The sequence below is a fragment of the Pseudomonas sp. MWU16-30316 genome, assembly GCF_020515645.1.
In the GTDB taxonomy this organism is placed as follows: Bacteria; Pseudomonadota; Gammaproteobacteria; order Pseudomonadales; family Pseudomonadaceae; genus Aquipseudomonas; species Aquipseudomonas cerasi.
Genome location: NZ_JAIZAZ010000009.1, coordinates 40,772 through 64,287 on the forward strand (window position 1 = coordinate 40,772; position 23,516 = coordinate 64,287).

General features: G+C 57.2%; 22 protein-coding genes. 5 read left to right on the top strand and 17 right to left on the bottom strand.

Annotated features, from left to right (window positions below; translation table 11 throughout):
- Positions 1-66 precede the first annotated feature (66 nt).
- Positions 67-2,307 carry a DUF1631 domain-containing protein gene (locus LCH65_RS23270; protein ID WP_044310143.1) on the bottom strand — a complete coding sequence of 747 codons (2,241 nt, stop codon included), beginning with the start codon at positions 2,305-2,307 and terminating at the stop codon, positions 67-69.
- Between the two features lie 352 nt (positions 2,308-2,659).
- Here LCH65_RS23270 and nadC point away from each other — a divergent pair, with 352 nt between their 5' ends.
- Positions 2,660-3,508: a carboxylating nicotinate-nucleotide diphosphorylase gene (gene nadC / locus LCH65_RS23275; RefSeq protein ID WP_044310142.1), complete on the top strand. Its 849-nt coding sequence runs from the start codon at positions 2,660-2,662 to the stop codon at positions 3,506-3,508.
- A 47-nt stretch (positions 3,509-3,555) separates the two neighbouring features.
- Entirely contained in the window at positions 3,556-4,632 is a 1,077-nt protein-coding gene (locus LCH65_RS23280) for a TIGR00266 family protein (RefSeq protein ID WP_003430709.1), read from the top strand.
- A 224-nt stretch (positions 4,633-4,856) separates the two neighbouring features.
- On the opposite strand, the gene LCH65_RS23285 is transcribed toward LCH65_RS23280, so the two are convergent.
- The 13 genes from LCH65_RS23285 to LCH65_RS23345 all read right to left on the bottom strand — a co-directional run bounded on the left by LCH65_RS23285 (position 4,857) and on the right by LCH65_RS23345 (position 16,400).
- Entirely contained in the window at positions 4,857-5,435 is a 579-nt protein-coding gene (locus tag LCH65_RS23285; protein WP_003371304.1) for a TerD family protein, read from the bottom strand.
- 37 nt (positions 5,436-5,472) lie between these two features.
- A complete protein-coding gene (locus tag LCH65_RS23290) occupies positions 5,473-6,048 on the bottom strand; it encodes a TerD family protein (RefSeq protein ID WP_003371302.1) in 576 nt (191 codons plus the stop codon).
- A gap of 27 nt (positions 6,049-6,075) precedes the next feature.
- On the bottom strand, positions 6,076-7,110 hold the full coding sequence (locus tag LCH65_RS23295) for a TerC/Alx family metal homeostasis membrane protein (RefSeq protein WP_003371301.1): 1,035 nt from the start codon (positions 7,108-7,110) through the stop codon (positions 6,076-6,078).
- A 26-nt stretch (positions 7,111-7,136) separates the two neighbouring features.
- Complete coding sequence (locus LCH65_RS23300; RefSeq protein ID WP_003371299.1) at positions 7,137-7,586, bottom strand: tellurite resistance TerB family protein; 450 nt, start codon at positions 7,584-7,586, stop codon at positions 7,137-7,139.
- Between the two features lie 50 nt (positions 7,587-7,636).
- A complete protein-coding gene (locus LCH65_RS23305) occupies positions 7,637-8,836 on the bottom strand; it encodes a TerD family protein (protein ID WP_065349044.1) in 1,200 nt (399 codons plus the stop codon).
- Positions 8,833-9,426, bottom strand: a complete 594-nt coding sequence (locus tag LCH65_RS23310) for a TerD family protein (RefSeq protein ID WP_002552034.1) — start codon at positions 9,424-9,426, stop codon at positions 8,833-8,835. The genes LCH65_RS23305 and LCH65_RS23310 overlap by 4 nt, the downstream gene beginning before the upstream one ends.
- 46 nt (positions 9,427-9,472) lie before the next feature.
- A complete protein-coding gene (locus LCH65_RS23315) occupies positions 9,473-10,219 on the bottom strand; it encodes an HAD-IB family hydrolase (RefSeq protein WP_003371292.1) in 747 nt (248 codons plus the stop codon).
- Complete coding sequence (locus tag LCH65_RS23320) at positions 10,220-11,170, bottom strand: HpcH/HpaI aldolase/citrate lyase family protein (RefSeq protein ID WP_072367064.1); 951 nt, start codon at positions 11,168-11,170, stop codon at positions 10,220-10,222.
- Positions 11,170-12,264, bottom strand: coding sequence for a cysteine protease StiP family protein (locus LCH65_RS23325; RefSeq protein ID WP_226439836.1), 1,095 nt, complete (start codon positions 12,262-12,264; stop codon positions 11,170-11,172). Before LCH65_RS23325 ends, LCH65_RS23320 begins: the two co-directional genes overlap by 1 nt.
- Complete coding sequence (locus LCH65_RS23330) at positions 12,257-13,015, bottom strand: hypothetical protein (RefSeq protein ID WP_003430718.1); 759 nt, start codon at positions 13,013-13,015, stop codon at positions 12,257-12,259. Before LCH65_RS23330 ends, LCH65_RS23325 begins: the two co-directional genes overlap by 8 nt.
- Positions 13,008-14,141 (bottom strand): phosphoribosyltransferase domain-containing protein, encoded by a 1,134-nt coding sequence (locus LCH65_RS23335; RefSeq protein WP_046719955.1) that lies wholly within the window; start codon positions 14,139-14,141, stop codon positions 13,008-13,010. Before LCH65_RS23335 ends, LCH65_RS23330 begins: the two co-directional genes overlap by 8 nt.
- A gap of 66 nt (positions 14,142-14,207) precedes the next feature.
- Entirely contained in the window at positions 14,208-15,347 is a 1,140-nt protein-coding gene (locus tag LCH65_RS23340; protein ID WP_226439837.1) for a trypsin-like peptidase domain-containing protein, read from the bottom strand.
- Between the two features lie 54 nt (positions 15,348-15,401).
- Positions 15,402-16,400 carry an ATP-grasp domain-containing protein gene (locus LCH65_RS23345; protein WP_096120365.1) on the bottom strand — a complete coding sequence of 333 codons (999 nt, stop codon included), beginning with the start codon at positions 16,398-16,400 and terminating at the stop codon, positions 15,402-15,404.
- Positions 16,401-16,519: 119 nt separating this feature from the next.
- Between LCH65_RS23345 and LCH65_RS23350 the strand changes: the two genes are divergently transcribed.
- Positions 16,520-17,065: a DUF1523 family protein gene (locus LCH65_RS23350; RefSeq protein ID WP_003317774.1), complete on the top strand. Its 546-nt coding sequence runs from the start codon at positions 16,520-16,522 to the stop codon at positions 17,063-17,065.
- 49 nt (positions 17,066-17,114) lie between these two features.
- On the opposite strand, the gene LCH65_RS23355 is transcribed toward LCH65_RS23350, so the two are convergent.
- From LCH65_RS23355 to LCH65_RS23365, 3 genes are all read right to left on the bottom strand, one after another.
- Complete coding sequence (locus LCH65_RS23355; RefSeq protein WP_072367059.1) at positions 17,115-18,401, bottom strand: polysaccharide biosynthesis C-terminal domain-containing protein; 1,287 nt, start codon at positions 18,399-18,401, stop codon at positions 17,115-17,117.
- 111 nt (positions 18,402-18,512) lie between these two features.
- Positions 18,513-19,817, bottom strand: a complete 1,305-nt coding sequence (locus LCH65_RS23360; protein WP_226439859.1) for an O-antigen ligase family protein — start codon at positions 19,815-19,817, stop codon at positions 18,513-18,515.
- Between the two features lie 162 nt (positions 19,818-19,979).
- The gene (locus LCH65_RS23365; protein WP_046719960.1) at positions 19,980-20,375 is read right to left on the bottom strand and encodes a pilin; all 396 of its coding nucleotides are present in this window, start codon (positions 20,373-20,375) and stop codon (positions 19,980-19,982) included.
- Positions 20,376-20,600: 225 nt separating this feature from the next.
- Here LCH65_RS23365 and pilB point away from each other — a divergent pair, with 225 nt between their 5' ends.
- Positions 20,601-22,295, top strand: a complete 1,695-nt coding sequence (gene pilB / locus LCH65_RS23370; protein ID WP_072367057.1) for a type IV-A pilus assembly ATPase PilB — start codon at positions 20,601-20,603, stop codon at positions 22,293-22,295.
- Between the two features lie 2 nt (positions 22,296-22,297).
- Positions 22,298-23,515: a type II secretion system F family protein gene (locus tag LCH65_RS23375; RefSeq protein WP_016981137.1), complete on the top strand. Its 1,218-nt coding sequence runs from the start codon at positions 22,298-22,300 to the stop codon at positions 23,513-23,515.
- Position 23,516: the final 1 nt, after the last annotated feature.

Below are 23,516 nucleotides of genomic sequence, written 5' to 3' on the forward strand. Positions count from 1 at the left end.
GGCACGCTGGTCAATCGGCTGCCTGACGATCAGCAGCGCAGACGAACGATAGCTTTAATCAGTCAATCAGGCGCCCTTGAGGTTGCGCAGGTTGCTGATGACGGACTCCAGAGCCCGATCGAAGAGTAGCGCGTCGTCGAGAATACGCACCGCACCGCGACGAAATTCGACGGCAAGGCCGGTGCGGGTCTTTTCCAGAACCTTCATGCCGGTACGATTGACGAACACATAACGTCCGGTAGGCTCGACAATCGCGGTCAACTTGCAACGCAGCTTGTGCTCTTCATCTTCCTGAATCTCGACCCAGCAACCGACCCGCAACTTGTCGACCATCTGCAGGCCTGCATCGTCGTCGGGTAGCTGAACCACCGGTTCATTGAGCATCTGCTCTTCAGGAGTAATCAGAACGATTTCCTCGACCACCGCCATCATCGGCGGGCCTTCGACGGCCAGGCCGTCTGCCTGAACGGTATCGCCCTCGCCTTCCTGCAAGCGCGAGAAGTGCTGGAAAGCCTGGACATGCAGCGACTCCAGCTGGCTGAAGAATTCGCTGGTGGCAAACGGGTCGAACGCGGCGCTGGTCAAGCCATCACGCAGCGACTTGAGCAGTCCCGGAACCAGCTCCAGCAAGCGCTGCAGAGCCTGCGGGTCGTCGTGCAGCTCGACGCTCCAGATCAACTCGTCCATGGTCTCCAGCCCGGCCTGCCACTCGCTGGACTCTTCGCCATGCTTGAGACAGGTCAACAGCAGGACCTTGCTCCAGGCCTCCTGCAACAGCCGCACAACCACCTCGGGCAAGGTTTTGCCCAATAGGCGCTGATTCAGTTCATGCTGCACCTGCTGCCTGGCCAATTCGGCTCGGGCGCGCCCTTCTTCGGCATCGCGGGTGCGCTGCTCGAGCAACTCGCTGCGGCGACGCTCGTCACTGGTGAAGGCCAGAAAATCCGCCAGCAACTCGGAAAAAATTGCCGGGTCATCGACAAAATCATTGAGCAGGCGCTGCACGATCTGCTCGACACGCTGATACAGCGAGTCGCGCTGATAGTCGTCACGACCGCCCCAGCCCAATGCGGCAGTGGCAATTTCGTTAAGCAGGCGACGGGCAGGATGACTGCCGCGGCTGAAGAAGCTTTTGTCGATGACCGCCACTTTGAGCATCGGAATCTGCAGACGCCCGATCAAAGCACGCAATGAAGGCGTCAGGTTGCGGTCATCGAGAATGAACTCGAACAGCATGGCGATCAGGTTGATGACGTCCTCGTCACCGACACCGACGATTCTGGATTTGCCGGTCTTGACGTTGACTCGCGTCAGCAGTTGTTCCAACTGATTGCGCAGGTCGAAATCGTCTGAAGTGTCCTGCGACGGCACATATTGCTGCAGGTGAGACAGCAGGCGCAGCAGGTCCCGGCTGGAAATCGGACGCACTTCGGCGTTGGGCTCATGACGCGGCGCGAGATTACCGCGCACGTGCAGAAGCAGTTCCTGCAAGGCCGAGAAGACCTCCTGCACACCCTTGTCGAGCTTGTCGGCGGCTTCGTTCAGGGCAGGGTCGGACATCTCGGAGACACGACTTCTGGGCGCCGCCCTGTCGGATGAACGACGGGCCGGCAATGCTTTCATGTTCGGTAATACACCTGTGGCAATCAGCAACTGATTGGCTTCGCTGTACAGGTCGTCCGTATTGGCCAGGACATACTTCTCGAACAGTTTGAGAATGATCAGTTTGACCTTGATCTCGACGCCAAGGCTACGCCCGGCGTCCAGAAAGAACCTGCACAGCATCGCCGGCCCCAGGGGGTTGGAGTCTTCGGCAATGGCTTGCGGAATGAGCACGTTCAGGCGTGCAGTGAGCTGCCCCAGAGCGAGGGCGTCACGGCTCATGACCTTGCTGACCATAGCGTCCACGGCCACGGTCTTCTCGAGATCGTCGTTGTGCACCAGCGACAGCTTGTCGAAGGACACAGGGGCCGGAAGCACAGGCTCCTGAATCTGATACTGGCCCAGGACCAGAAAGGACTCGTAGAACTTGTCGAGGAAGCCACGTTCTATGCTTTTGCGCTTGAGGCGCAGGTCACGCATGGCTTCAAAAAAGATGTTCTGCTCAGTGTTGCTGCGGGCGCGGTCAGCCATTTCGAACAGCGTATCGTCGGCGTTATCGAACAACGCCTGCAATGCATCCTTGAGCTGCTGGGCCGCCTTGTCGCGAACCTGCAACAACACAACGGGTAACCGGGCCAACGGAGTACCCGCCCCCTGCAAAGGGAACGATTTGCTCAACGGCACTACTTTTTCGTCGTTTGGCATTACACCCCCTGACAGGAAACAACCTGAACCCCATCACAAACGTGGCTTGTTACCCTCGCACTGTGAAGCGACCCCCTTGGCCTTGCACAACGTCAAACTCATGGCGTCAATTACAAGTCGGATTATCTTTCAAAACTTGTCATCAACGCCAGTGAGACTTTCTTTCACTCTCGCGAATGAAGCGGCAAGGCATTCATGTGCAGCGATAGACCGCGATATTCGCTTTCCATCGCAAACGAATTTGCCAAACCGACCAACTGCACGTTTACAGGGGTAACACCCTGGCATGGCGCAGGTGGGTAAGCGGGATGCGGTGCCTTATACTCGAACGACTTTGCTACTGGAGCCCGCTATGCCGAATTTACGAATTGCCGACCTGACCGCCGAGATCGAGGCCAATGTGCGTCGCGCATTGCTGGAGGATGTCGGCAGCGGCGATATCACCGCCCAATTGATTCCGGCAGAACGGCTGGCCAAGGCCACTATCATTTCCCGCGATGCAGCGGTGATCGCCGGTACTGCCTGGGTCGATGCGGTCTTCCGGCAACTGGACCCGCGCGTCGCCGTGCACTGGCAAGTGACCGATGGCGACCGTGTCAGTCCCAATCAGGCGCTGTTTCACCTTGAAGGCCCGGCCCGCTCGCTGTTGACCGGCGAACGCAGCGCGCTCAATTTTCTGCAGATGCTCTCGGGAGTGGCCACCCGGGCGCAGTACTTCGCGGACATGGTCGCGGGCACTCAGGTCAAACTGCTGGATACCCGCAAGACCCTGCCGGGCCTGCGCCTGGCGCAGAAATACGCGGTCACCTGCGGCGGCTGTCATAACCATCGCATCGGGCTGTACGACGCGTTTCTGATCAAGGAAAACCATATCGCAGCCTGTGGCGGCATCGCTCAGGCAATAGAAGCGGCGCACCGAATTGCCCCCGGCAAGCCTGTTGAAGTCGAGGTGGAAAGCCTGAGTGAGCTCAGGCAGGCGCTGGACGCAGGCGCCGACATCATCATGCTCGATGAATTGAGCCTTGATGACATGCGCGAGGCTGTGCGCCTTACCGCAGGCCGTGCCAGCCTTGAAGCCAGCGGCGGCATCAATGACGACACCCTGCGGGTGATTGCAGAAACGGGTGTCGATTACATTTCCATCGGTGCGATGACCAAGGACGTGAAAGCCGTGGACCTGTCCATGCGCCTGAGCCTCTGACACATCGCGCACAGCCAACTGTCACTATTCGCTCGGGAGTAGACGCTTTGGAACAATGGTTTGTGATGAACGCGGGCAAGCAACTCGGCCCGATGGACGCGGATGCTGCGCGGCTGATTGCCCGTGAGTCGCCCGGCGCGTGGTGCTGGAAGCAGGGCATGCCGGACTGGCAGCCGATCTATCAGGTGCCGCAGGTGCGCGCCATGAAGAAGGACGGGGTGACGCCTTTTCCTGATCCGACGCCGGACATGATCCAGCCCAGGCCGTCCGCGCTGCCGGCGCAGGCAGCCCCGACACCCGCGCCGGCCTCTGTGCCCGCCAGACGCCCTTCGTTTACGCCCGACCCGAACGCCTCGGGCGGCTATGGCCTGGCGCAGACCACCGATGGCGTGGACTTCAAGCTGTACGGCACGGAAACCCAGTTCATCGAACTGGAGCTTGACCCTGGCGAAAGCGCCGTCGCCGAAGCCGGAGCGATGATGTACAAGACCTGCGACGTGCAGATGGAGACCATCTTCGGCGACGGCAGCAATCAATCGTCCGGGCTGCTGGGTTCGCTGTTCGGTGCAGGCAAGCGCATGCTGACCGGCGAGAGCCTGTTCACTACGGTGTTTTCGCAACAGGGTTCAGGCAAGGGCCGCGTGGCGTTTGCAGCGCCCTACCCCGGCACGATACTGCCGCTCAACCTGCGCGACTTCGGCGGCAGGCTGATCTGTCAGAAAGACAGTTTTCTGGCTGGCGCCAAGGGCGTCTCCATCGGTATCCAGTTCCAGAAGAAAATCCTCACCGGCCTGTTCGGGGGCGAAGGTTTCATCCTGCAAAAGCTGGAAGGTGACGGCTGGGTGTTCGTGCACATGGGCGGCACGGTGCGCAAGATCGAACTGGCGGCAGGCGAAGCGCTGGACGTCGACACCGGCTGCCTGGCAGCCATGACCCAGACCGTCGATTACGATATCCGCACGGTCGGTGGCGGCATCAAGTCGATGCTGTTCGGCGGCGAAGGGGTTTTCTTCGCCAGACTGACCGGCCCCGGCACAGTATGGCTGCAAAGCCTGCCCTTCTCCCGACTGGCCGGGCGCATGCTGGCCGCTGGACCATCGGGTGTGGGCAGAAGCGAACGTTAACTTCAGCACTACGTTATTGGACCGAAGACTGTGCTGCGCACTTGCAACTATCGTGCGGCGCTCTGCGTCGCATGCCTTTCCGGACGCTCCGCGTCCTCTTGACGACGCAGAGCGACGCGACATGCATTCCCACGCTGGAGCGTGCGGAACGATAGCGGTAATCAGCACCCAATAAAAAACCCCCGCCATCGCTGGCGGGGGTTTTTATTGGGCGCTGCTCGGGTTTAGCCGATTGCCACGCCGTGAGCTTCTGCCAACGGCTTCAGACCGCCGGCAAAGCCCTGGCCAATGGCCTTGAACTTGAACTCTTCGCCATTGCGATACAACTCGCCGAAGATCATCGCGGTTTCGGTCGATGCATCTTCCGACAGGTCGTAACGAGCAACTTCCTTGCCGTCAGCCTTGTTCACAACGCGGATGTAAGCGTTGGAAACCTGGCCAAAGCTTTGCTTGCGCTCTTCAGCGGAATGGATGGTAACCGCGAAAACCAGCTTCTTCACTGCTGCTGCCAGGCCAGTGAGCTTGACCGTTACCGACTCGTCATCGCCTTCGCCAGCGCCTGAACGGTTATCGCCCAGGTGCTCGACCGAACCATCAGCCGACTTCTTGTTGTTGTAGAAAATGAAGCTGCTGTCGTCCAGCACTTTGCCATTTTCGCCAACGATGAAGATCGAAGCATCCAGGTCGAACTCGGTGCCATCGGTCACACGCGGATCCCAGCCCAGGCCCACGGTGATTTCTGTCAGGCCAGGAGCCTCTTTGGACAGGGAAACGTTGCCGCCTTTACTCAGACTTACTGCCATGTTCTTGATCCTTTCCAGAAAAGTGGTTGGGCGTGAATCAGAAATTCATGCCGAAAGAGTTGGCCACGGCTTTCAGTCCACCGGCAAAACCGCTACCCACGGCGCGGAACTTCCACTCGCCATTGTTGCGGTACAGTTCGGCGAAAATCATCGCGGTTTCAGTGGAAGCGTCTTCTGCCAGGTCATAGCGAACAACTTCAGAACCTGACTGCTCATTCAATACGCGAATGAACGAGCCACCCACCTGACCGAAGTTCTGCTTGCGGCTGTCTGCGTCGTGAATGGTCACGACGAAAACAACTTTCTCCACATCGGCAGGGACACGGGCCAGATCGACCTTGAGGACTTCGTCATCGCCGTCGCCAGCACCGGTACGGTTGTCACCGGTGTGCTCGACAGAACCGTCGGCGCTCTTGAGCTGGTTGTAGAAAATGAAGTCAGCTTCACTGCGGACCTTGCCATTGGCGGCCAACAGGAATGCGCTGGCGTCCAGGTCGAAATCCTGTCCGTCAGTGGCTCGCGGATCCCAGCCCAGACCGATCAATACGTTGGTCAGGGTAGGGTCGGTTTTCGACAGCGAAAGGTTGCCACCTTTTTGCAGAGTCAAAGCCATGATTCGTTTATCTCCTTTATCCAGTGTTTACGCTTTTTCTTCCGCGGATTCGTCTTTGCCCGGGAAGAGCAGGCTTGCAACGATACCGATGATCAATACGACGACCACAACCAGCAGGCTGGTGTTGGCGCTGATCTCGTAACCGTGATGGAACAGGTGGTTGGTTGCATTCAGGCCCAGTTTGACGGCGATGAAGAACAGCAAGGCGATAACCGCTTTCTCCAGGTGCACCAGGTAGCGCTTGAGGGCTTCCAGAACGAAGTACAGGGTACGCAGACCTAGAATCGCGAACAGCATGGCCGAGAATACGATCAGCGGCTCGCGGCTCACGGCGATGATTGCAGGCACGGAGTCGAACGCGAACAGCACGTCGGAGATTTCCGCCACAACCAGACACAGGAACAGCGGGGTCGCGAACAGAGCGCCTTTGGCCGCCAGCGTGATACCGGCGTTTTCAGGCTTTTTGACTTCCTGCTCGAGAACCGAGCGACGAACGAAGAAGTTGCTGCCGTGCAGTTTTGGCCACACCGGGAACAGCTTCTTGGCGAAGCGATAAGCCATGTGTTGCGAGTAGTCGACTTCTTCGTCGTCGTCATCGCCCGCCCTGAGCATCATGATGGCTGTCCAGGCAACGATGACCGCAAACACCACTTCGACCCATGGACCCAGCGCCAGAAGGCCGGTACCGATGGCGACGAAGATGCCGCGGAAGACGATGGCGCCGATGATGCCCCAGTACAGAACGCGGTGGCGCAGGCCATCCGGAATCTTGAACCAGGAGAACAACGCCATGAACACGAACAGGTTGTCGACGCTCAACACTTTTTCCAGCGCGTAACCGGTCACGAACAGCGTGGCGACTTCAGAGCCGTGCTGGACATACAGGAAACCGGCGAAGGCCAGCGAAATGGCGACCCAGAAAATCGACCACGCCGAGGCTTGCGCGAGGGTGATTGGCTTGTTTCCGCGGTGGGAGAACATGTCGATAGCCATGGCCGTAACGGCCAGACCGACGAAAACCGCCATCGTGAGTGGAGGGAAGCCTAGAGAGGTGCTTTCCATTTAACTGCGTTCCTTAGGGTAAAAAATTACAGGTCGAAATCGGACGGGTTGAGGCCAAGCTCTCGACAGATCGTGCGGCAGACTTCCCGCTCTTTCTCATCGAAGCTGCCATCGGCGCCGCCGATAGCACAGCAGACGCGCACCAGCAAACGGGCTGCATCTTCTTTCTTTTTGATCTTGCCGATGGTTTTCAAGGCCTCGGCACGACCAATTTCAAAATCGAACTCGAACTTTGAGCAGGCTTCCTGGAAGCCCTGGATGACGTCCTTCATGTCGAAAACTTTCAGTTCCTGAGAGTTCTGAATGAAGCCGGCCATTTTCTGCTTTTCACTGGAGCTGATATCACCGTCTGCGGCCGATACCAGAGCACAGCCGGAAACCACAGCCTCCATGAATTCGCGATTCTTGAACTTCGAGACTTCCGAAGCCAGCTTGTCGCGAGCAGCTGTTGCGTTTGTTTTCAACCAGTCCAGCATGTCTATCTCCCATGAGGCGGCACAGCCAGCCCAGAAATACCACGGTATGTTTACTTGGAACCTGCAGCCCAGCGCATGCCCCATCCGTAGGCTTTATCCATGTTGCTGTGGCCGTTATGGAAATCCACACGACGCGTCACCTTGACCGCACCGTTGTCATTTTCCAGCAGGGCAATGGCACACATGCCCTGGCGACCGCCCTCTTCATTGAGGCGAACCTCGATGGGCGGCTGGCCCGGCGCGTGAATGGTGACGACCCCGTCGGTTTCCTTCCAGTTCGGCGCACCTTCATAGATGAACGCGTAGACCAGAATGCGACGGATCTTGCTCCAGTGCGCGCCATTGATATGCAGCCACTCACCGTCGCTGATCGAGCCGGTACGGTCATCGCCCATCAACTTGATGAACGGCTCGGTGTTGAGCGAACCGAACGAGTTGCCCAGCGCCTGAACAGCGCCTTTGAGACCGTCCTGCATTTCGAAGAGGCAGCCTACATCAAGGTCGATGGCATTGCTCTTCTTCATAGAGAAGAAGCCACCGCCCTTGCTGTCGTTACGACGGTTCCAGTTCAGGTTGACCCTAATCTCACCGAAACCGGCACTGGATTTTTCCAGACTGATCGAAGCACGGGTCTTGTCGAGCGTAATCTTGCTCAGACTGACGGTCGACTTGGGCACAGGCGCTGGAACAGGTGCAGGTGCAGGTGCAGGTGCAGGTGCAGGTGCAGGTGCAGGCTGATCCTGCGGCGCGGCGACTTCAACGCCGAAGTTTTTTGCCAATGGCTCAAGGCCGCCAGCAAAACCCTGGGCCACGCAACGGAACTTCCATGCCCCCTGACGCAGGTAGAACTCGCCCAGAATCAACGCGGTTTCTTTCATGCCGCTGGTAGGGATATCGGCTTCGATACCACCGGTGATGTTCAAGGCCAGGCGCGACACGCTGCCAAAACTGGCCTTGTTCTCATAGATGGTCGCCGTCAGGGCCACCTTCTCGATGACCGAGTCCAGACGGCTCGGATCAAGACTGAACACTGCGCGTCCGGCTGACGCTTCCGTCTGCTGCAGCGCACCGCCGTTCACGCTTTTCTGGCCGTAGAAACACATGTCCTGATCGCCACGGACCTTGCCGGAACCGGTCAGCAGGAACGCAGACACATCGATATCCGCATCCGCGAGCGGAGAGTAAATAACTTCCACCGTCAGCGGGCCCGCAGCGACCGGCGCGTTGGCGCCCGGAACAAGTTGGGTCATGCGCGTACAGCCCCGATCGCCAGCTCGACCAGATCATCTGCAGTACGGCCATTGGTGACCTGCCCTACTGCGGTGAAATCCCAACCTGCAGGGGTGCGCGCCAGATAGGACATCACCACGCCGGTGTGCTGGCCTTTTTCGGACAGATCAAAGCGGCCCAGTTCGTTACGGCTGCCCAGGTCGACAATACGGCAGTAGGCGTTGGCGACTTTTTCGAAATTCTGACCGGTGAACGAATTGACGGTGAACACCAGGTATTTGACCGTGGCAGGCAGTTTTTCCAGATCGACGCTGATGGTTTCGTCGTCGCCCGCGCCTTCGCCGGTACGGTTGTCACCCGAATGCTGAATGGCACCGTCACGCGATTGCAACTGGCGGAACCAGACCAGATCGAGGGGCTTTTTGTCGGCGTCGAGCATGATGCACGAGGCATCCAGGTCGATATCGCCGCCGCCACCACCGAGCAATTTACCGAAGAAACCACTGGCTTTTTCAGGGTCCCATCCAAGTCCCATGCTGACTTTCTTGAGGCCTGTACCAGCAGTTTTCTCGAGTGAGATCGTCTGGTTCTTTGCCAAAGTGAGTGCCATTTTTCGCTCCATGTGACGTTGGATTTCGGATAAAAGTGTTACAGCCTTACCGTGTTGGCCCGTCTTTGCCATCAGGATTGTGTAACTTGGCGTTAACGGGGCCTTTATAGCGGCCTCTACGCCACGTCGGATGGAACAAACGCCAGTGCGCATCCTGAGCAGCGGCGAGCAATTCGTGGTCACCTCGGGTGTCGCCCCAGGCGCGAACCCGGAACTGGGTCAATGGCCCGTAAACGCTCTCCAGGCGTGCAACTTTCGAGTCGCAACGGCAGTTGCTGCCTTCGATCAAGCCGGTCAGCTTGCCGTCGATCACTTCCAGATTGGTACCGATCAGCTCTACTTTCAGGCGATCAGCAAAAGGTTGCAGGACCATAGCAGGCGATGCTGAACAAAGCGTGACAATGGCACCCTTCTCGATTTCAGCGGCAATGGACTCCAGCGCGGCAGGACGCATCAGGCGTTTCCAGTGCGACTGGCAGAACGCTTCAGCCTTCTGCTGCAGCCACTGCACTTCGACGCCACTGAGGAAGGCCTTGATCAGGCGGCCTTTCAGTTCGTCGCGGGTCACGCGCTTGGCAAGAAAGCCGATGCTCGGCAATACCAGCCGGGCCATACGCACAGAGAAGGCTCGTTGCCCAAAGGCGAACTTGAGAAACGGCACGAAGCTGTCGTGTCGGGTGATGGTCCCGTCAAAATCGAAAACCGCCAACAGGCGTTGTTCAACTTCGATTTCAAGGTCGGGTCCTGCTGGTTCAAGATCGGGTTCTACGGTTTCAAGGTCAGGTTCTATCATCTAGCTAACTGCCTCAGCGAGTCGAATGCTGGCATCCATGATCGAAGCGGGTGCGGATAACACTCCATGCCATTTGGCGCGCTCCATGATGTGGGTTGCCCATTTATAGTGGGTAGCCGGTTCACACATCGCGTCGTTGTACTTGAACACTGCGGGGGCCACAGAGTTCAAAATCATCCGGGCGGAGTTGATGTCCTCCAGACTGACGCGTAGCGCATTCTGAATGATATTGACCTGCGAGGGGTGAATTGCCGTTTTACCGACCAATCCATTGGTAATATCCAGCGCCAGCTCATGCTCCAGAATGTCCGGAGTAGCCAGTTGCTCGAACACCGGAGCGGTAAGCGCAAAGCCCTGCGAACCCATGACACCCGCCAGCATGGGGATGACATACCCCATCGGCGTCGAATACAGGGTCATGGCCGGATTACGGCGCAGCCCCAGGCAGCCCATCAGGTCATTGCCCCCGATGCGCAGCGCAATGATCCGCTCGCAAAGACTGGCCTTCAAGGCTTCCCCCAGCTCGACCATCGCTGTCGGATTGAACACTTCAGGGGTTTCCAGTGTAGGCATCAACGCCAGCGCCGGGTTGGTGACGGCCTGCTCCCAGTTCGTCAGACTTTTCAGCGAGAGCTTGGGAACAACGAAACCGTCGACGTGCGCCATCAGCGGCCAGTCGTTGAGAATTCGCGCCATCGCAGCGTCTCTTGGACGCACGAACAGCAGCGGACCGTCGGCCGGACGACCGCCACGATCACGGATACGGGTGAGTACCTGACGAAGATTGAGCAACGCCGTGTCGACATCGGTCAGTGCTACGGCGTCTTCCAGACAGACGACCAGCGAACGCAGCTCGGGAATCTTTTCACCGAACACCACGTCGACAATGTCGTCCCGGGTCGCGGGCATGTACAGCGTTGCCCCCAGCGCATAAGGCGAGAATAAGGCCATTAGCTCAGACTCCGAATGATGGTCACGGCCCGATAGGGCCCCAGGAGATCGCCAACTTCTTCGACGGGAATCCCCGCTTTTTCGGTCAGGTGCAACAGCAATTGCACGTCGCTGTCAGCCAGGTTGCGCACCAGTACATGATCCGGCACGCGGCGCATGACCGCTCTGGTGGCTTCGGCAATGCCCGGCTTGATGCGATTGAAGTTATTGATCCCGAAGCGCTCGGCCAGACGGTCGACCACTTGTAATGCGGCGGCCTTGAGTTCGGTTCGCTGAGGCAGCGTCCAGGGTGTCAGTGTGAGCGTAGAACTGTTTTGACGACGCTGGCTGTCGATCTGTTCAATAAAAGACTGCGTGACGTCGTGGTCGCGCAACTGCTCGTACACCACGCAACCGTGCAGCCCGCCGTCCGTCGGCCAGATAGAGCGCGACACCAGACCGGACACCGTGGCACCGAGAATGCCGGACGGAATCACCCAGTCCTCTGCCGACGCTGCCAGCCAGGCACTGCCGCACGGATCGGCCAGCACCACCAGCCGTGGCTGATCCGGAAAGCGCGTATCGCCCGCCAGACTGCGACGGATCTCCCCCGAAATCGCGCCCTTGCCGGTCCAGCCGTCGACGAACACGATGTTCTGCGCGCCGTGGGCCTGAATAATGGCTTCAAGCGCCACCGTATCAATGCCGCGATCACGGACGATACTGATGCCGTAGTGGTGCGCTTCGCGGCCCAGATCGATCAGCGCCCGTCGCAACAGCACACCCAGCGGCAGACCGGCGCGCACGAACGACACCAGAATGATTTCAGCGCCTGTGCACGCGCGGTCAAGCGCCTGGGCCAGAGCCTGTACATCTTCGGCCATGCGCGCGCCGTTCTGCTTAAGCGCCCGCTCATACAGCGCCTTGTGAGCGACGCTGGGCGCTGACTCCTCGCTGATCATTTCCGAATAGTGCTTCTGTCGCGTCTGAATCAGGCGCTCCTTCTCCTCGACGCTGGTGGTCTGCATCGCCACGCCGCGCAACAGAAAATGCACGTCGTCGTGCAGGTAACTGCCACTACCGACCGTATCGAGCCCGTGAACGGGATCACTCATGCGCGGCTCCGACAAACATTTTCGCCAACTGACTGCGGGCAGGCGTCGCCCACCAGTGGCACTCTTCCATGAAACCCAGATCGGTAATGCTGTCGCCAAAACCGAGCACCGGGCGTTCGCCATTGATCGCCTTGTCGCGTCGCAGCCATTCCTGAACCGCGTAACGCTTGGCCAGCCCTTCGGGCAGAAAGGCCAGATTGTTGCCGTTACCATGAATATGCATGCCGTCGAGCAAGCCACGCGCCTGCACTTCGGCCAGCACTTTGCCGAGGATGCTGTCATCGCTCTCGTTGTGCTTGGTCACCACGTAGTGGAACAACTGCGCCTCTTCGACCACCCAGCCGCGCAATGAAAACCCCAGCTCCTGACCGATCGCCAGTGTCGTCGCCGACAGCTCATGCAGACGCGACTGGTAACTGGCCAGGGTCTGTTTCATCTGTTCGTTCCAGTCATGGTCCAGCCGTCCCATGACATCGAGCATCACGCCACCATGGGAGCAGATCGCACCTGCGGTGAACGGCAGTTTGACCCGGCTGTAGGCCTCGACACTGCGCGCCGTCACCGGCACCACATCGGAATGCGCCAGCAGCCAGTGCGCGAACGACTTCTGCACATTGGTCATGTAGCCATTGGCATTACCAGAGATGTCCAGCGTTGCGACGTGCTTTTCAATGTCAGCCGGCGTTTTGCGCGCGGTCTGGAACAGGGTGTCGTCCAGATCGACGAAGATCAGCGGGCGGTCGTTACTCATCGCAGATGACCTCGGCGTTCAGTGCTTCGATCAACTCGGCAGGCACCGCCTGCCTTGGGGTTTCGGTACAGATCAGCACCCGGTCGAACTGACCCGGCCGCACGTTGTAGAGGAAGTTGGGAATGCCCAGGCCATAGTTGTCGGAGAACGACAGCGCATGGCCGATGGCGTGACCGAGTGCAATCGGTGAACGGCTGGTGGAGCTGAAGTGCACGTCGGCTCCGGCTTTCTCCAGACGCTCGGCGAGCAGGAACGGACGCCAGACGAATTCGCTGGTGCCAACCACCAGAATGCGCTCGCCCTTTTTGATGGTAATACCGGGTGCCAGCGTATCGGCCACCGAGAGCACACCCATGCGTCCCCAATCGTTGGCGGTGACCAGCGGCCAGTCACCCATGGCAACGGTGCCGACTTCCGGCATCTCAGGCAGCGGCGCGCTTAAGTCTTCATCGAAGAAGTAAGAGCCTTGCAGCAGCGAAACCTGTTCTGCCACTGCGCCCATCGAGGTACTGACCGCGCCCGCCGACCAGTCGGTGAGCACACAGGTCACCACCCGCTCGATTTTGCTCAAGCCGGCGTCAACCAACGCTTGATGCAGGTTGATGAAGGTCTTGCCTGTGGACGCCTCGTCATCGACCAGCACCAGCGAACGGGCACCGAGCATCATCTCGCGTAACGCCGGATCGACGGGCAGGTGGATCAGATGAGCGCTGGCGTGGCTGTGCTCTTCTTCAAAGCGGGCAAACAGTGCACTGCCGGTCGGATGGCGCGTGCTGACCATGTACAAGGCATCCGGGCGCGTTGCGCTATAGGCACGGTGTACGCCGGCACCAAGGCCGACAGCCGTTTCGGCCATGCCGATGACCAGCACCGGGCCGGGCAGGTCTGCGGGGATCTTGTGCGCCAGGTCCTGAAAACTTTTCAGCATCACGCCTGGACGCGCAGGGATATGGCGCCCCAAGACTCGGGACACGAAGAGAAACGCGCGCTTGGGGTTACGCCGCTCGGCGAAGCCGAACAGTGAATCCGGAGCGATGGTCGACGAATCGACGCTGACATCGAGGCGACCACGAAGCAGATCAGCACGAAGCTTTGTAGGGTTGGAAAAAGCTGCGCTGCTGTCCATCGATAAATTCCTGATTAGCGGGGCCGCAGCCCCTGACGCCTGCAGACCAGCCAGGCAACACCAACTTCATTGGCGATAGGCTTCAACGAGCCATAACGACGACTGAGCGGTGCGTGAGATTTCTGTGGTGGTGTAGGACCTTTCCGGGCGGGCATGCGCAGCGTCGATGCGGCACGCCTGCAGAAAGGCCAGCAACAGTGCGGACTTCACGGCGAAGTTCATGTTTTGCCCGTCCGGTACGGTTGAGGTCACCATGCCAATCACCGCGCCCCCGTTGTCGAATAACGGGCTGCCACTGGACCCCGGCTGTATCGGTGCCGTGAACTGAAACAGGCTGGCATCGTTGTGCAGACCGAACAGACCGGAGATCCCGCCCTGAGTCACCTGCAACCCGCCACCTGAAATGGACGCCAGTGGATAGCCCAAAACCGCTACGGTATCACCCGGCTCACAGCCCTGCCCGTCCCGGAATGTAACTGGAGACAACAGCGGTGCGCCCTGCACGCGCAGCAGCGCAATGTCGTTGCGACGGTCGATGACCACCGGCTCGGCCTTGTAACGGCCCTCCAGTGAAGTGATGTAGAACACGCCCATGTCTTCGATGACATGCGCACAGGTCATGACGTGCGCCGGGCCGACCACGAACGCCGTGCCGGTCGCCGACTCATGCCGCGGCCCGCCTCCCGAACCCGCAGACGGGCGGCGCGGATGACGGTCGTCCACGTCCAGACCGATCTTGCGCCCGAACGCCGACAGTCCATACGCCGAGCCTTCGCTCAGCGCGCGGAATTTCCATTGCTCATTGCGCTTGTAGAACTCGCCAATGATGATCGCCGCTTCGCCGTTATCGCGCAGGTCCAGGCGGTGCTCGATATCGCCATCCACTTTGAGGTGCAGGCTGGCAATGTCGCGGATCGGCCCCATGGCGGCGTAGACGTAGACCATCAGCAGCACGCGATCACTGCCCGTCGGCAACCTGTCCAGCCGGAGCGTGCAGCCAACGTCCTGAGGGCCGCCGCTCCACTCCATCCAGCCTTGTTCCTGATGCAGCAGCGCTGGGTCGCCCATCGGCTGGCGCTTATCGTTGACCGCCAGCAAGGCGACCGCTGCGTACTCACCAAAAACCGAAGACTTACCGCTCTCCAGGTTCCAGGAACAGTGGGCGTTAGCTAAAGCAGTGTTTGCACCTGGCGCAAGAAGCTTCATGCCCGATCCTCCCTGATAAGAGCGATTAGTGATAGCAAAAATCTATTATCACGATCAAACCGAGGCCCGTACAGCGACCGTGATGGCCTTGACGCGGATATCTTCGAGCCAATGTGTTTCCGGTTCTTTCAAGCCAAGACGCCGGGCCGCGAAAATACCCGGCAGGTTGATGCCGGTTTCACGGGTGTAACCAATGCCACCTGAATAACGCGGGTTGATTTCCAGCAAGCGCGGCTTGCCATCCGCGTCGTCGCGGGTCTGTACATTGATCAGCCCGTCGCAGGCAAAATGCTCCGCCGCGCGTACCGCGAGCTGTACCGCTTCGCTGTCACGCTCGAAAGTCTGATTGAGCCCCACCTTGCGCCGCCCGACGAAAGCAACCGCCTTGCCGTGCTCGCAGACCATGTCTACCGAACACTCACTGCCCGGCATGTACGGCATGAGCAGCATGGCGGGAACATCATCGGCCTGACGATAAGCATTAAGGTACGCCTGAAAGGTCGTCTCACGCGCATCGGGGTTGGCGAAACAACGAAAATCGTCAACGTCGGTCTTGAAGCGCCAGAAGCCGCGCCCGTAAATCCCGACCACCGGCTTGATACACACCTCGCCAGACACCGCCAACGCATCGTAAGCCGTCTGCAACTCCTCGGCATTGCTGACGGCAATCCCCGGAATACACGCCAGCCCCGCCGCCTCGGCCGCTGCCGTGAAACGACTCTTGTCATCGACATCCATGAAGGTCTGCAGGGACGTTCCGCCGGTAACGAGGTCCAACCCTTCAGCGACAAAACGCGCACGCTGCGCTTCGTAAAAGCTGCCTGTACGCCCGGCGACAATAATCTTGACGCCCAGCGAGCGAGCAGTCTGCAGCACCCAGTCGATACGCTCGTCGTTATCGACCGGCTCTTGCAGCGCCACATCGGCCTGCCCGGTGATTTCGGAGCGCTGCTGGCGATGCGAAGCGATGATCTGCACCGACGCAGGCAGCGCATCGCGCGCACCCATGATCACTTCACGCTGGCTGGATTGCCCTTCAAGGAACCAAATCATGTAAATCTCCGGAAGACAACGCCATCTGCAACGGCCTTGTCGAATTTTGTAATAACTGTTTTGCTTCGAAATGTTCGGATTAGGGCAAAGTCACGCAATTTTAAACAGAGGACGCTGGTATGAAGTGGCTGAGAAGGTCGATTTGGCTTGTAGTATTCGTTGCACTGGGGATCGGCGCATTAAGCCTCTACTACGTCCTGCCGCGCCATGATGTCGTGATGATCACCGGCGTGGAAGTCAAAAGAATGGACGCCGACGGCGTCATCAACGCCGAAAACCCGGCAGACGGCCCGACCCGCGACGTGTACTTCATCAACACCGAAGACCCGGACAGCAAGAAAGTCGTGGTCTACCGCAACGAAGACACCGGCTGGAGCTTCCCGTGGTACTTCAAATTCGACTCCGCCGACATCCAGGCCAAAGCCCAGGGCTACTCGCGCGATTCCCAGCAACTGGCTTTGATCCGTTACTACGGCTGGCGGATAACCATCCTGTCGATGTTTCCCAACGTGACCGAAGTTGAGGCGGTCACGAGCCGTGATCAGCCGTTTCCGATTTTTAATACGATCTTTTTTGTGGTGGTGGGGTTGTTGGTGGTGATGGTTGTGGTTGGGGTGAGGAGGCGGTTTAAAGGGCGGGCGCGGGTTGATGGGGTGGTGCGTTAACACTGGGCTTTGAGCTCTGGCTCTCGACGGATGGCTTCCGGTGAGAGCCTTAGTGAGCGGAAGTGTCGGGCTTCACTGCGAGGATACCGCCCAACAGCAGGCAGATCGTAAGTATTGCTTCTGAAGAAACGGTTGCCCATGCAGCCCCCATGGCTCCATGTAGTGGTACAAGCCACGCATTAAGGCACACGTTCGCGAATAACGAAAATGCCGCACTGATCAGAAAGAAACGCTCTTGATGAGTTGCAACTGCGCATTGCGTAAGAACAAAATTTGGGAGAGCAAAGAACAATGAAATCGACAACCAACCCATGATGGGCTGTGTTTCGTCCACATAAGCGCTACCAAAAAGCAGGCCTACTCCCCAGCCGCCTGATATCCAGCCACCGCCTGCCAGCAACGCACCAATCGCAAAAGCGATCAGGATCGCCTTGCGGCTGAAATTAACGCTACCTTCCGGCGTCTCCGCCAGATGCCGCATGCGCCGGAATATCACTAGCGCTACAGGAGTAGCAAGCAGCATGACGCCGTCAATCAACCGGCAAGCAACGGCGTAGGAGCCTACTTGCGGGACATAACCCAGCACGCTATGCAAAATGACGATGTCTACGCGGTGGTAGATTGTTGTAAGCAGGTCTAGCAACAGAAAAACGAACGCACTGCGGTAAGCCCACACGGGCAACATCAGCGGTGCTTTGATCAGCATAGGCAACTCTCGCCGAAACCAAACAAACGTCAATAACAGGCCAAGCCCCCAGGCAGAGAAGATAGCGACCGGTGTCAGGCCGAAGATGGCAATGCTGGACAGGATCATCAGCGCGCTCAGACTTCGAGAGCAAACCTGAAAGAAAGCATCCTTGGAAAACTCTCCAGCGCCTTTTAGCCATGACGATAACCATGTAACCAGCGTAATTGCGCTGAAACAGAACACTGCAGCAGCCAGCGCGAAACCATCTATCCAGCGAGAAGCCAGGCAGGCGAGCAGCATTAACATCAGGCTGCTGATTACAAGATGCAATAACGCCTGGCGCGGCAGCGTTTGATTCAACGCCTTCAGGGCTGCCGTAGGAGAGGCTCGCTCACGTAAAAAAAGGGTTTTAAGTCCCGCGTCCTGAATCAATGCAAGAAACATAGCGAGAACATAAATGTAGGTGTAAGCGCCAAAGGCGTCTGGCCCCATGCTTCTCGCCAGGAGAACTGAGATCCCAAGCGACATTGCAGCGCCGTAAATCGTTGACATCCACTGAACGATCAGAGGACTGCCTTTCCTCAACAGAGAAAATACCGAGAAATTCGATGGAGTTTCAGTGCCCTGTAAAGGCATCTTTGCAGCCATTGAATACTCCGAAAGAAAAAATTTTATCCACAACTCACCAAGACGAGTCTCTGCTTACTCGTCTCAGGATCAGGCTACCTCACGCACAAAATGCTAGCACAAGTGTTGTCGTCATCTCGCGGGGGGATCCGCAATAACTCCCTGCATCCAAAAACGTGGAAGATATCGCCCACCGAAATCCTCACTAAATTGCTGTCTGCGTGTGTCCATGTCGGGTACGTCGCGAACAATGGTGTAGAGAATCATGCCCGTCGCAAGCGTCAGGCAAAGCAACCATGCACGACTGAGCGCAATACTGGCCGGACGGGGGGCTATTTGCCATTCATGCAACGCCAGCAGCCAGCCTATAATGATCGCCAGCCAAAGTTGTGAATACGGCATAACGATCACGCCATCAACCATTGACTGGGTAAGGGCACCAATAAGACTGGCGAACAGGCACAGGCGCATCAGGTCTACAGGCTCAAGGGACAGCGCATGCTTACGCACTAGAACAGCGGTGGCGCTCAGCCCATATAACGCCAGACCTGCCACGCATAACGTCGAGGGAATCCCCCACTCACAGGCCCATTGCAGAATGGCCTGATGTGGGTGCGCCGCCACGGCATTCCATATATCAGCGAAATGCATGGGGCCGAAGCCCAATAGCGGGCGCTCTTTGATCATTGCCCATGCTTGTTGCCAGAGGATTTCCCGTGCGGACAGTGACGTGGTCAGGCGGTCGCCGGCAAAATTGCTGACTTCGATACCCAACAGGCCTGGTAGCACGCTGAATAGCAGAGTAAATAGCAGAAGCCCGGCCGTAGCAGCAGCGAGTTGCCAGCCTGACCAGCGTCGCCCTGCATGCCCCAGGCAAAACATTAAGGCAACTGCAACCCCCATACCCAGCCATGTCCCGCGAGTCCCTCCACTGATCGCGATCATCCACCAGAGACTGGTCAGGCAGAACAAGCCGATCTTGATCGAGCGCAGTGTAGAGGTCAGTAGTAGCGGCAGTACAAGTAAGGGCAAAGTGAAGGTCTGAAATTGGCCGTAAAAACGCTTGTTGGAAAAGCCGTCGAGTAGCAGGTCGGTGTCGAGGGTTGGGGCGGAGCTGAGGAATGCTGCTGTGGAGGCGGATAGAAACTGGATTGTTTTAACAGTGCAGATAAAGATGACGAAGCCTATGAAGGCGCGATCCAATTGGGTACCGTAAACGTTTCTTTGCAAAGCGAATGCGCAGCCGATACCGCAAGAAAGCAGCAGGACGGACAGTTCAGTTAACGCCCAAAGGGGACGGTGGGACATGAAACTGGAGACGAACCCCATCACCACAACACTAAAAAAAAACAACTTTACTTGGGACGACACAGTGCAGAAACTTAACTGTTTAGCCGAATACTTTAATAACAAAAAAAGCGATGAAAAACCAATCAAAAATTGTGCAACTCTCTGGGAATCATGTCCGGAAAATCCATAAAAACATGAACTGAATATCAATATAGCACAGCAGTAGAGAAAAAAAATCATGGAATCCCACTAAAACGCTTTGACAAAAAAGGCGCCATAAGCGCCTTTCTCATTGCCGTATGCAAGTTATTAAGAGGCTGCCCCTGAACATCCACTAGGTGCAGCTGAGACCGGCACAACGACGCATCCCCATGTCACACTACCACCAACGGTTGTTGCAGCAGGGAAGGTTGGTGTAAGCCTAACTGTCACAGCTGGAGTCGCCTTGTTAGCTGAAAGAACACCAGCCCCAGTGCAGCCAGCAATCGCACTAGCACCCGTACCACATACATCTGCGGCAGCCGAGCCATTGGAGTAGTTCTCTGCTACCGCCAACTTGGCGGAATCCAAGCTAGCGAGCAGAGCAGAGGCCTGCGCGCGCAAGGTGTAGTTTTGATAGGAAGGAATGGCCACAGCAGCCAGAATACCGATGATCGCAACAACGATCATCAACTCGATCAACGTGAAACCTTTTTGTGTTTGCATGCGTACTTCTCCAGGCGTCAATAAGGTAGTGCCTTGACTCCGGTCAAGCATAGCCCGTGCCAATATCGAGCAAGGCGCTACCTACCGCTTCAAATCGGGTCTTTCACGACTGGGCGTTATCAGAAACGAGCAGAAACTGACAATTTTTGTCATATGGCTCACTGCCAATTGGCAGCATCGCCTGACTAAGCTATAACCCTCACATTGTCTGTGTCTGGTGGCTATATGTCTGATGCTGTCCTCACCGGTTTGGCCAAACAATTGGTCTTGGCCGAGCTACTCACCGAAACTGCTGCGCAGCAAGCTTATCAGCAGGCGCGCCGCGACAAGGTTTCACTGGTGAGCTATCTGGTCCAGAACAAACTGGTCAAAAGCCTGACGCTGGCAGAAATGGCTTCAGACCAGTTTGGCGTACCTTTCATGGACCTTGCCAGCCTGGACAAGGAAAGCCAGCCCAAGGGGCTGGTCAGTGAAAAGCTGATTCGTCAGCACCATGCACTGCCGCTATGGCGACGTGGTAATAAGCTGTTTATAGGCATCTCAGACCCTACCAACCACCAGGCAGTCACTGACATACAGTTCAGTACCGGCCTGAACACTGAAGCGATTCTGGTTGAAGATGACAAGCTGACCATTGCCATAGACCGTTTTTTTGACACTGAAAGTGGCCTTGGGGAACTGGCGGATATCGACCTTGGCCTGGACATTGAGCCTGCAAGTGACAAGGAAACCTCCCTGGCCACTCAGAGTGATGCCGATGATGCTCCAGTGGTGCGCTTCGTCAACAAAATGCTGATGGATGCAATACGCCTAGGGTCATCCGACCTGCACTTTGAACCTTACGAAAAGATCTTTCGCGTGCGCCTGCGCACCGACGGTATTTTGCATGAAGTGGCCAAACCACCGATTCATCTGGCCAACCGAATTGCTGCGCGACTGAAAGTTATGGCCAGCCTCGATATCTCGGAACGACGAAAACCGCAGGACGGCAGGGTCAAGCTGCGAGTGTCAAAAAACAAAGCGATCGACTTCCGCATGAACACACTGCCAACACTGTGGGGCGAGAAGATCGTGATGCGGATTCTCGATCCGACCAGCGCACAGATGGGCATTGACGCATTGGGCTATGAACCGGACCAAAAAGCTTTGTATATGGAAGCCTTGAAACAACCCCAAGGCATGATTCTTGTGACCGGCCCCACCGGCTCGGGTAAAACCGTTTCGCTATATACCGGCCTGAACATTCTCAACACCGTGGACATCAACATTTCCACTGCTGAAGACCCAGTAGAAATCAATCTGGAAGGCATCAATCAGGTCAACGTCAACCCGCGTCAGGGACTGGACTTTTCTCAAGCCTTGCGCGCATTCCTGCGTCAAGATCCCGACGTAATCATGGTCGGCGAGATACGAGACCTGGAAACAGCCGAAATCGCCATTAAAGCCTCGCAGACCGGCCACATGGTGTTATCTACTCTGCATACTAACAGCGCTGCAGAAACTCTGACTCGCTTGCATCATATGGGTGTCGCAGCGTTCAACATCGCTACGGCGATTAACCTCATCATTGCCCAGCGGCTGGCGCGCAAGCTATGCAGCCATTGCAAGAAAGAGCTCGACATACCCCGGGAAACGCTCATCCAGGAGGGGTTTCCAGAGGAGAAGATCGGTACGTTTAAAATCTATGGCCCAGTAGGGTGTGAGCATTGCAACGGCGGCTACAGGGGCAGGGTCGGCATTTACGAAGTAGTCAAGAAAACACCAGAACTGGAACGCATCATCATGGAAGAAGGCAATTCGCTGGAGATTTCCAGGCAGATGCGCAAGGACGGCTTCAATGATTTGAGGACCTCCGGGCTGTCGAAGGCCATGCAAGGTATTACCAGCCTTGAAGAAGTCAACCGCGTGACAAAGGATTAAGCATGGCCAGCAAGGCAGTTAAAGTCAGTGTTTACACATGGGAAGGTGTGGACAAGAAAGGCGGCAAACTCAGTGGCGAAGTGAGCGGGCACAATCTTGCGCTCGTAAAGGCTCAGTTGCGCAAGCAAGGTATCAACTTCACCAAGGTACGTAAAAAGCCCGTTTCGATCTTTGGCAAAGGCAAGAAGATCAAGCCGCTGGACATCGCATTCTTTTCCCGGCAGATGGCGACCATGATGAAGGCAGGTGTGCCGCTTCTGCAGTCATTTGACATCATTGCCGAGGGTGCAGAAAACCCGAACATGCGTGCACTGGTTGGCTCACTGAAGCAGGAGGTGTCGGCAGGGAACAGCTTTGCGACTGCTCTGCGACAGAAACCGGAATACTTCGATGACCTGTTTTGTAATCTGGTCGATGCGGGCGAGCAAGCAGGTGCGCTCGAAAGTCTGCTGGACCGCGTGGCGAGCTACAAGGAAAAGACGGAAAGGCTAAAGGCCAAAATCAAGAAGGCGATGACTTATCCTACCGCAGTATTAATTGTCGCCTTTATCGTGTCAGGCATTTTGCTTATTAAGGTCGTGCCGCAGTTTCAGTCTGTTTTCGCAGGGTTTAACGCGGAACTGCCAGCATTCACATTGATGGTCATTGCGCTTTCGGAAGTCGTTCAGCAGTGGTGGCTGGCAATAGTGGCACTGTTTTTTATCAGCTTTTTCATGTTCAAGCGGGCATACAAACAGTCTCAGAAGTTTCGTGACAGTCTCGACCGCTTTCTTCTGAAAGTCCCCATTATCGGACCGCTGATTTTCAAGTCGTCCGTCGCGCGCTATGCACGCACCCTTGCGACGACCTTTGCAGCAGGCGTCCCACTGGTCGAGGCACTGGACTCGGTCGCCGGAGCCACCGGTAACGTCGTGTTCAGGAACGCGGTCAATCAGGTCAAACAGGATGTTTCCACTGGCATGCAACTGAATTTCTCGATGCGATCCACAGGCGTATTTCCAAGTCTGGCGATACAAATGACAGCCATCGGGGAAGAGTCCGGTGCGCTTGACGCTATGCTCGATAAAGTCGCTACCTACTATGAAGAGGAAGTCGACAATATGGTCGACAACATGACCAGTCTGATGGAGCCTATGATCATGGCGGTGCTGGGAGTGATCGTCGGCGGCCTTGTGATTGCCATGTATCTCCCCATCTTCAAACTCGGAAGCGTTGTCTGAA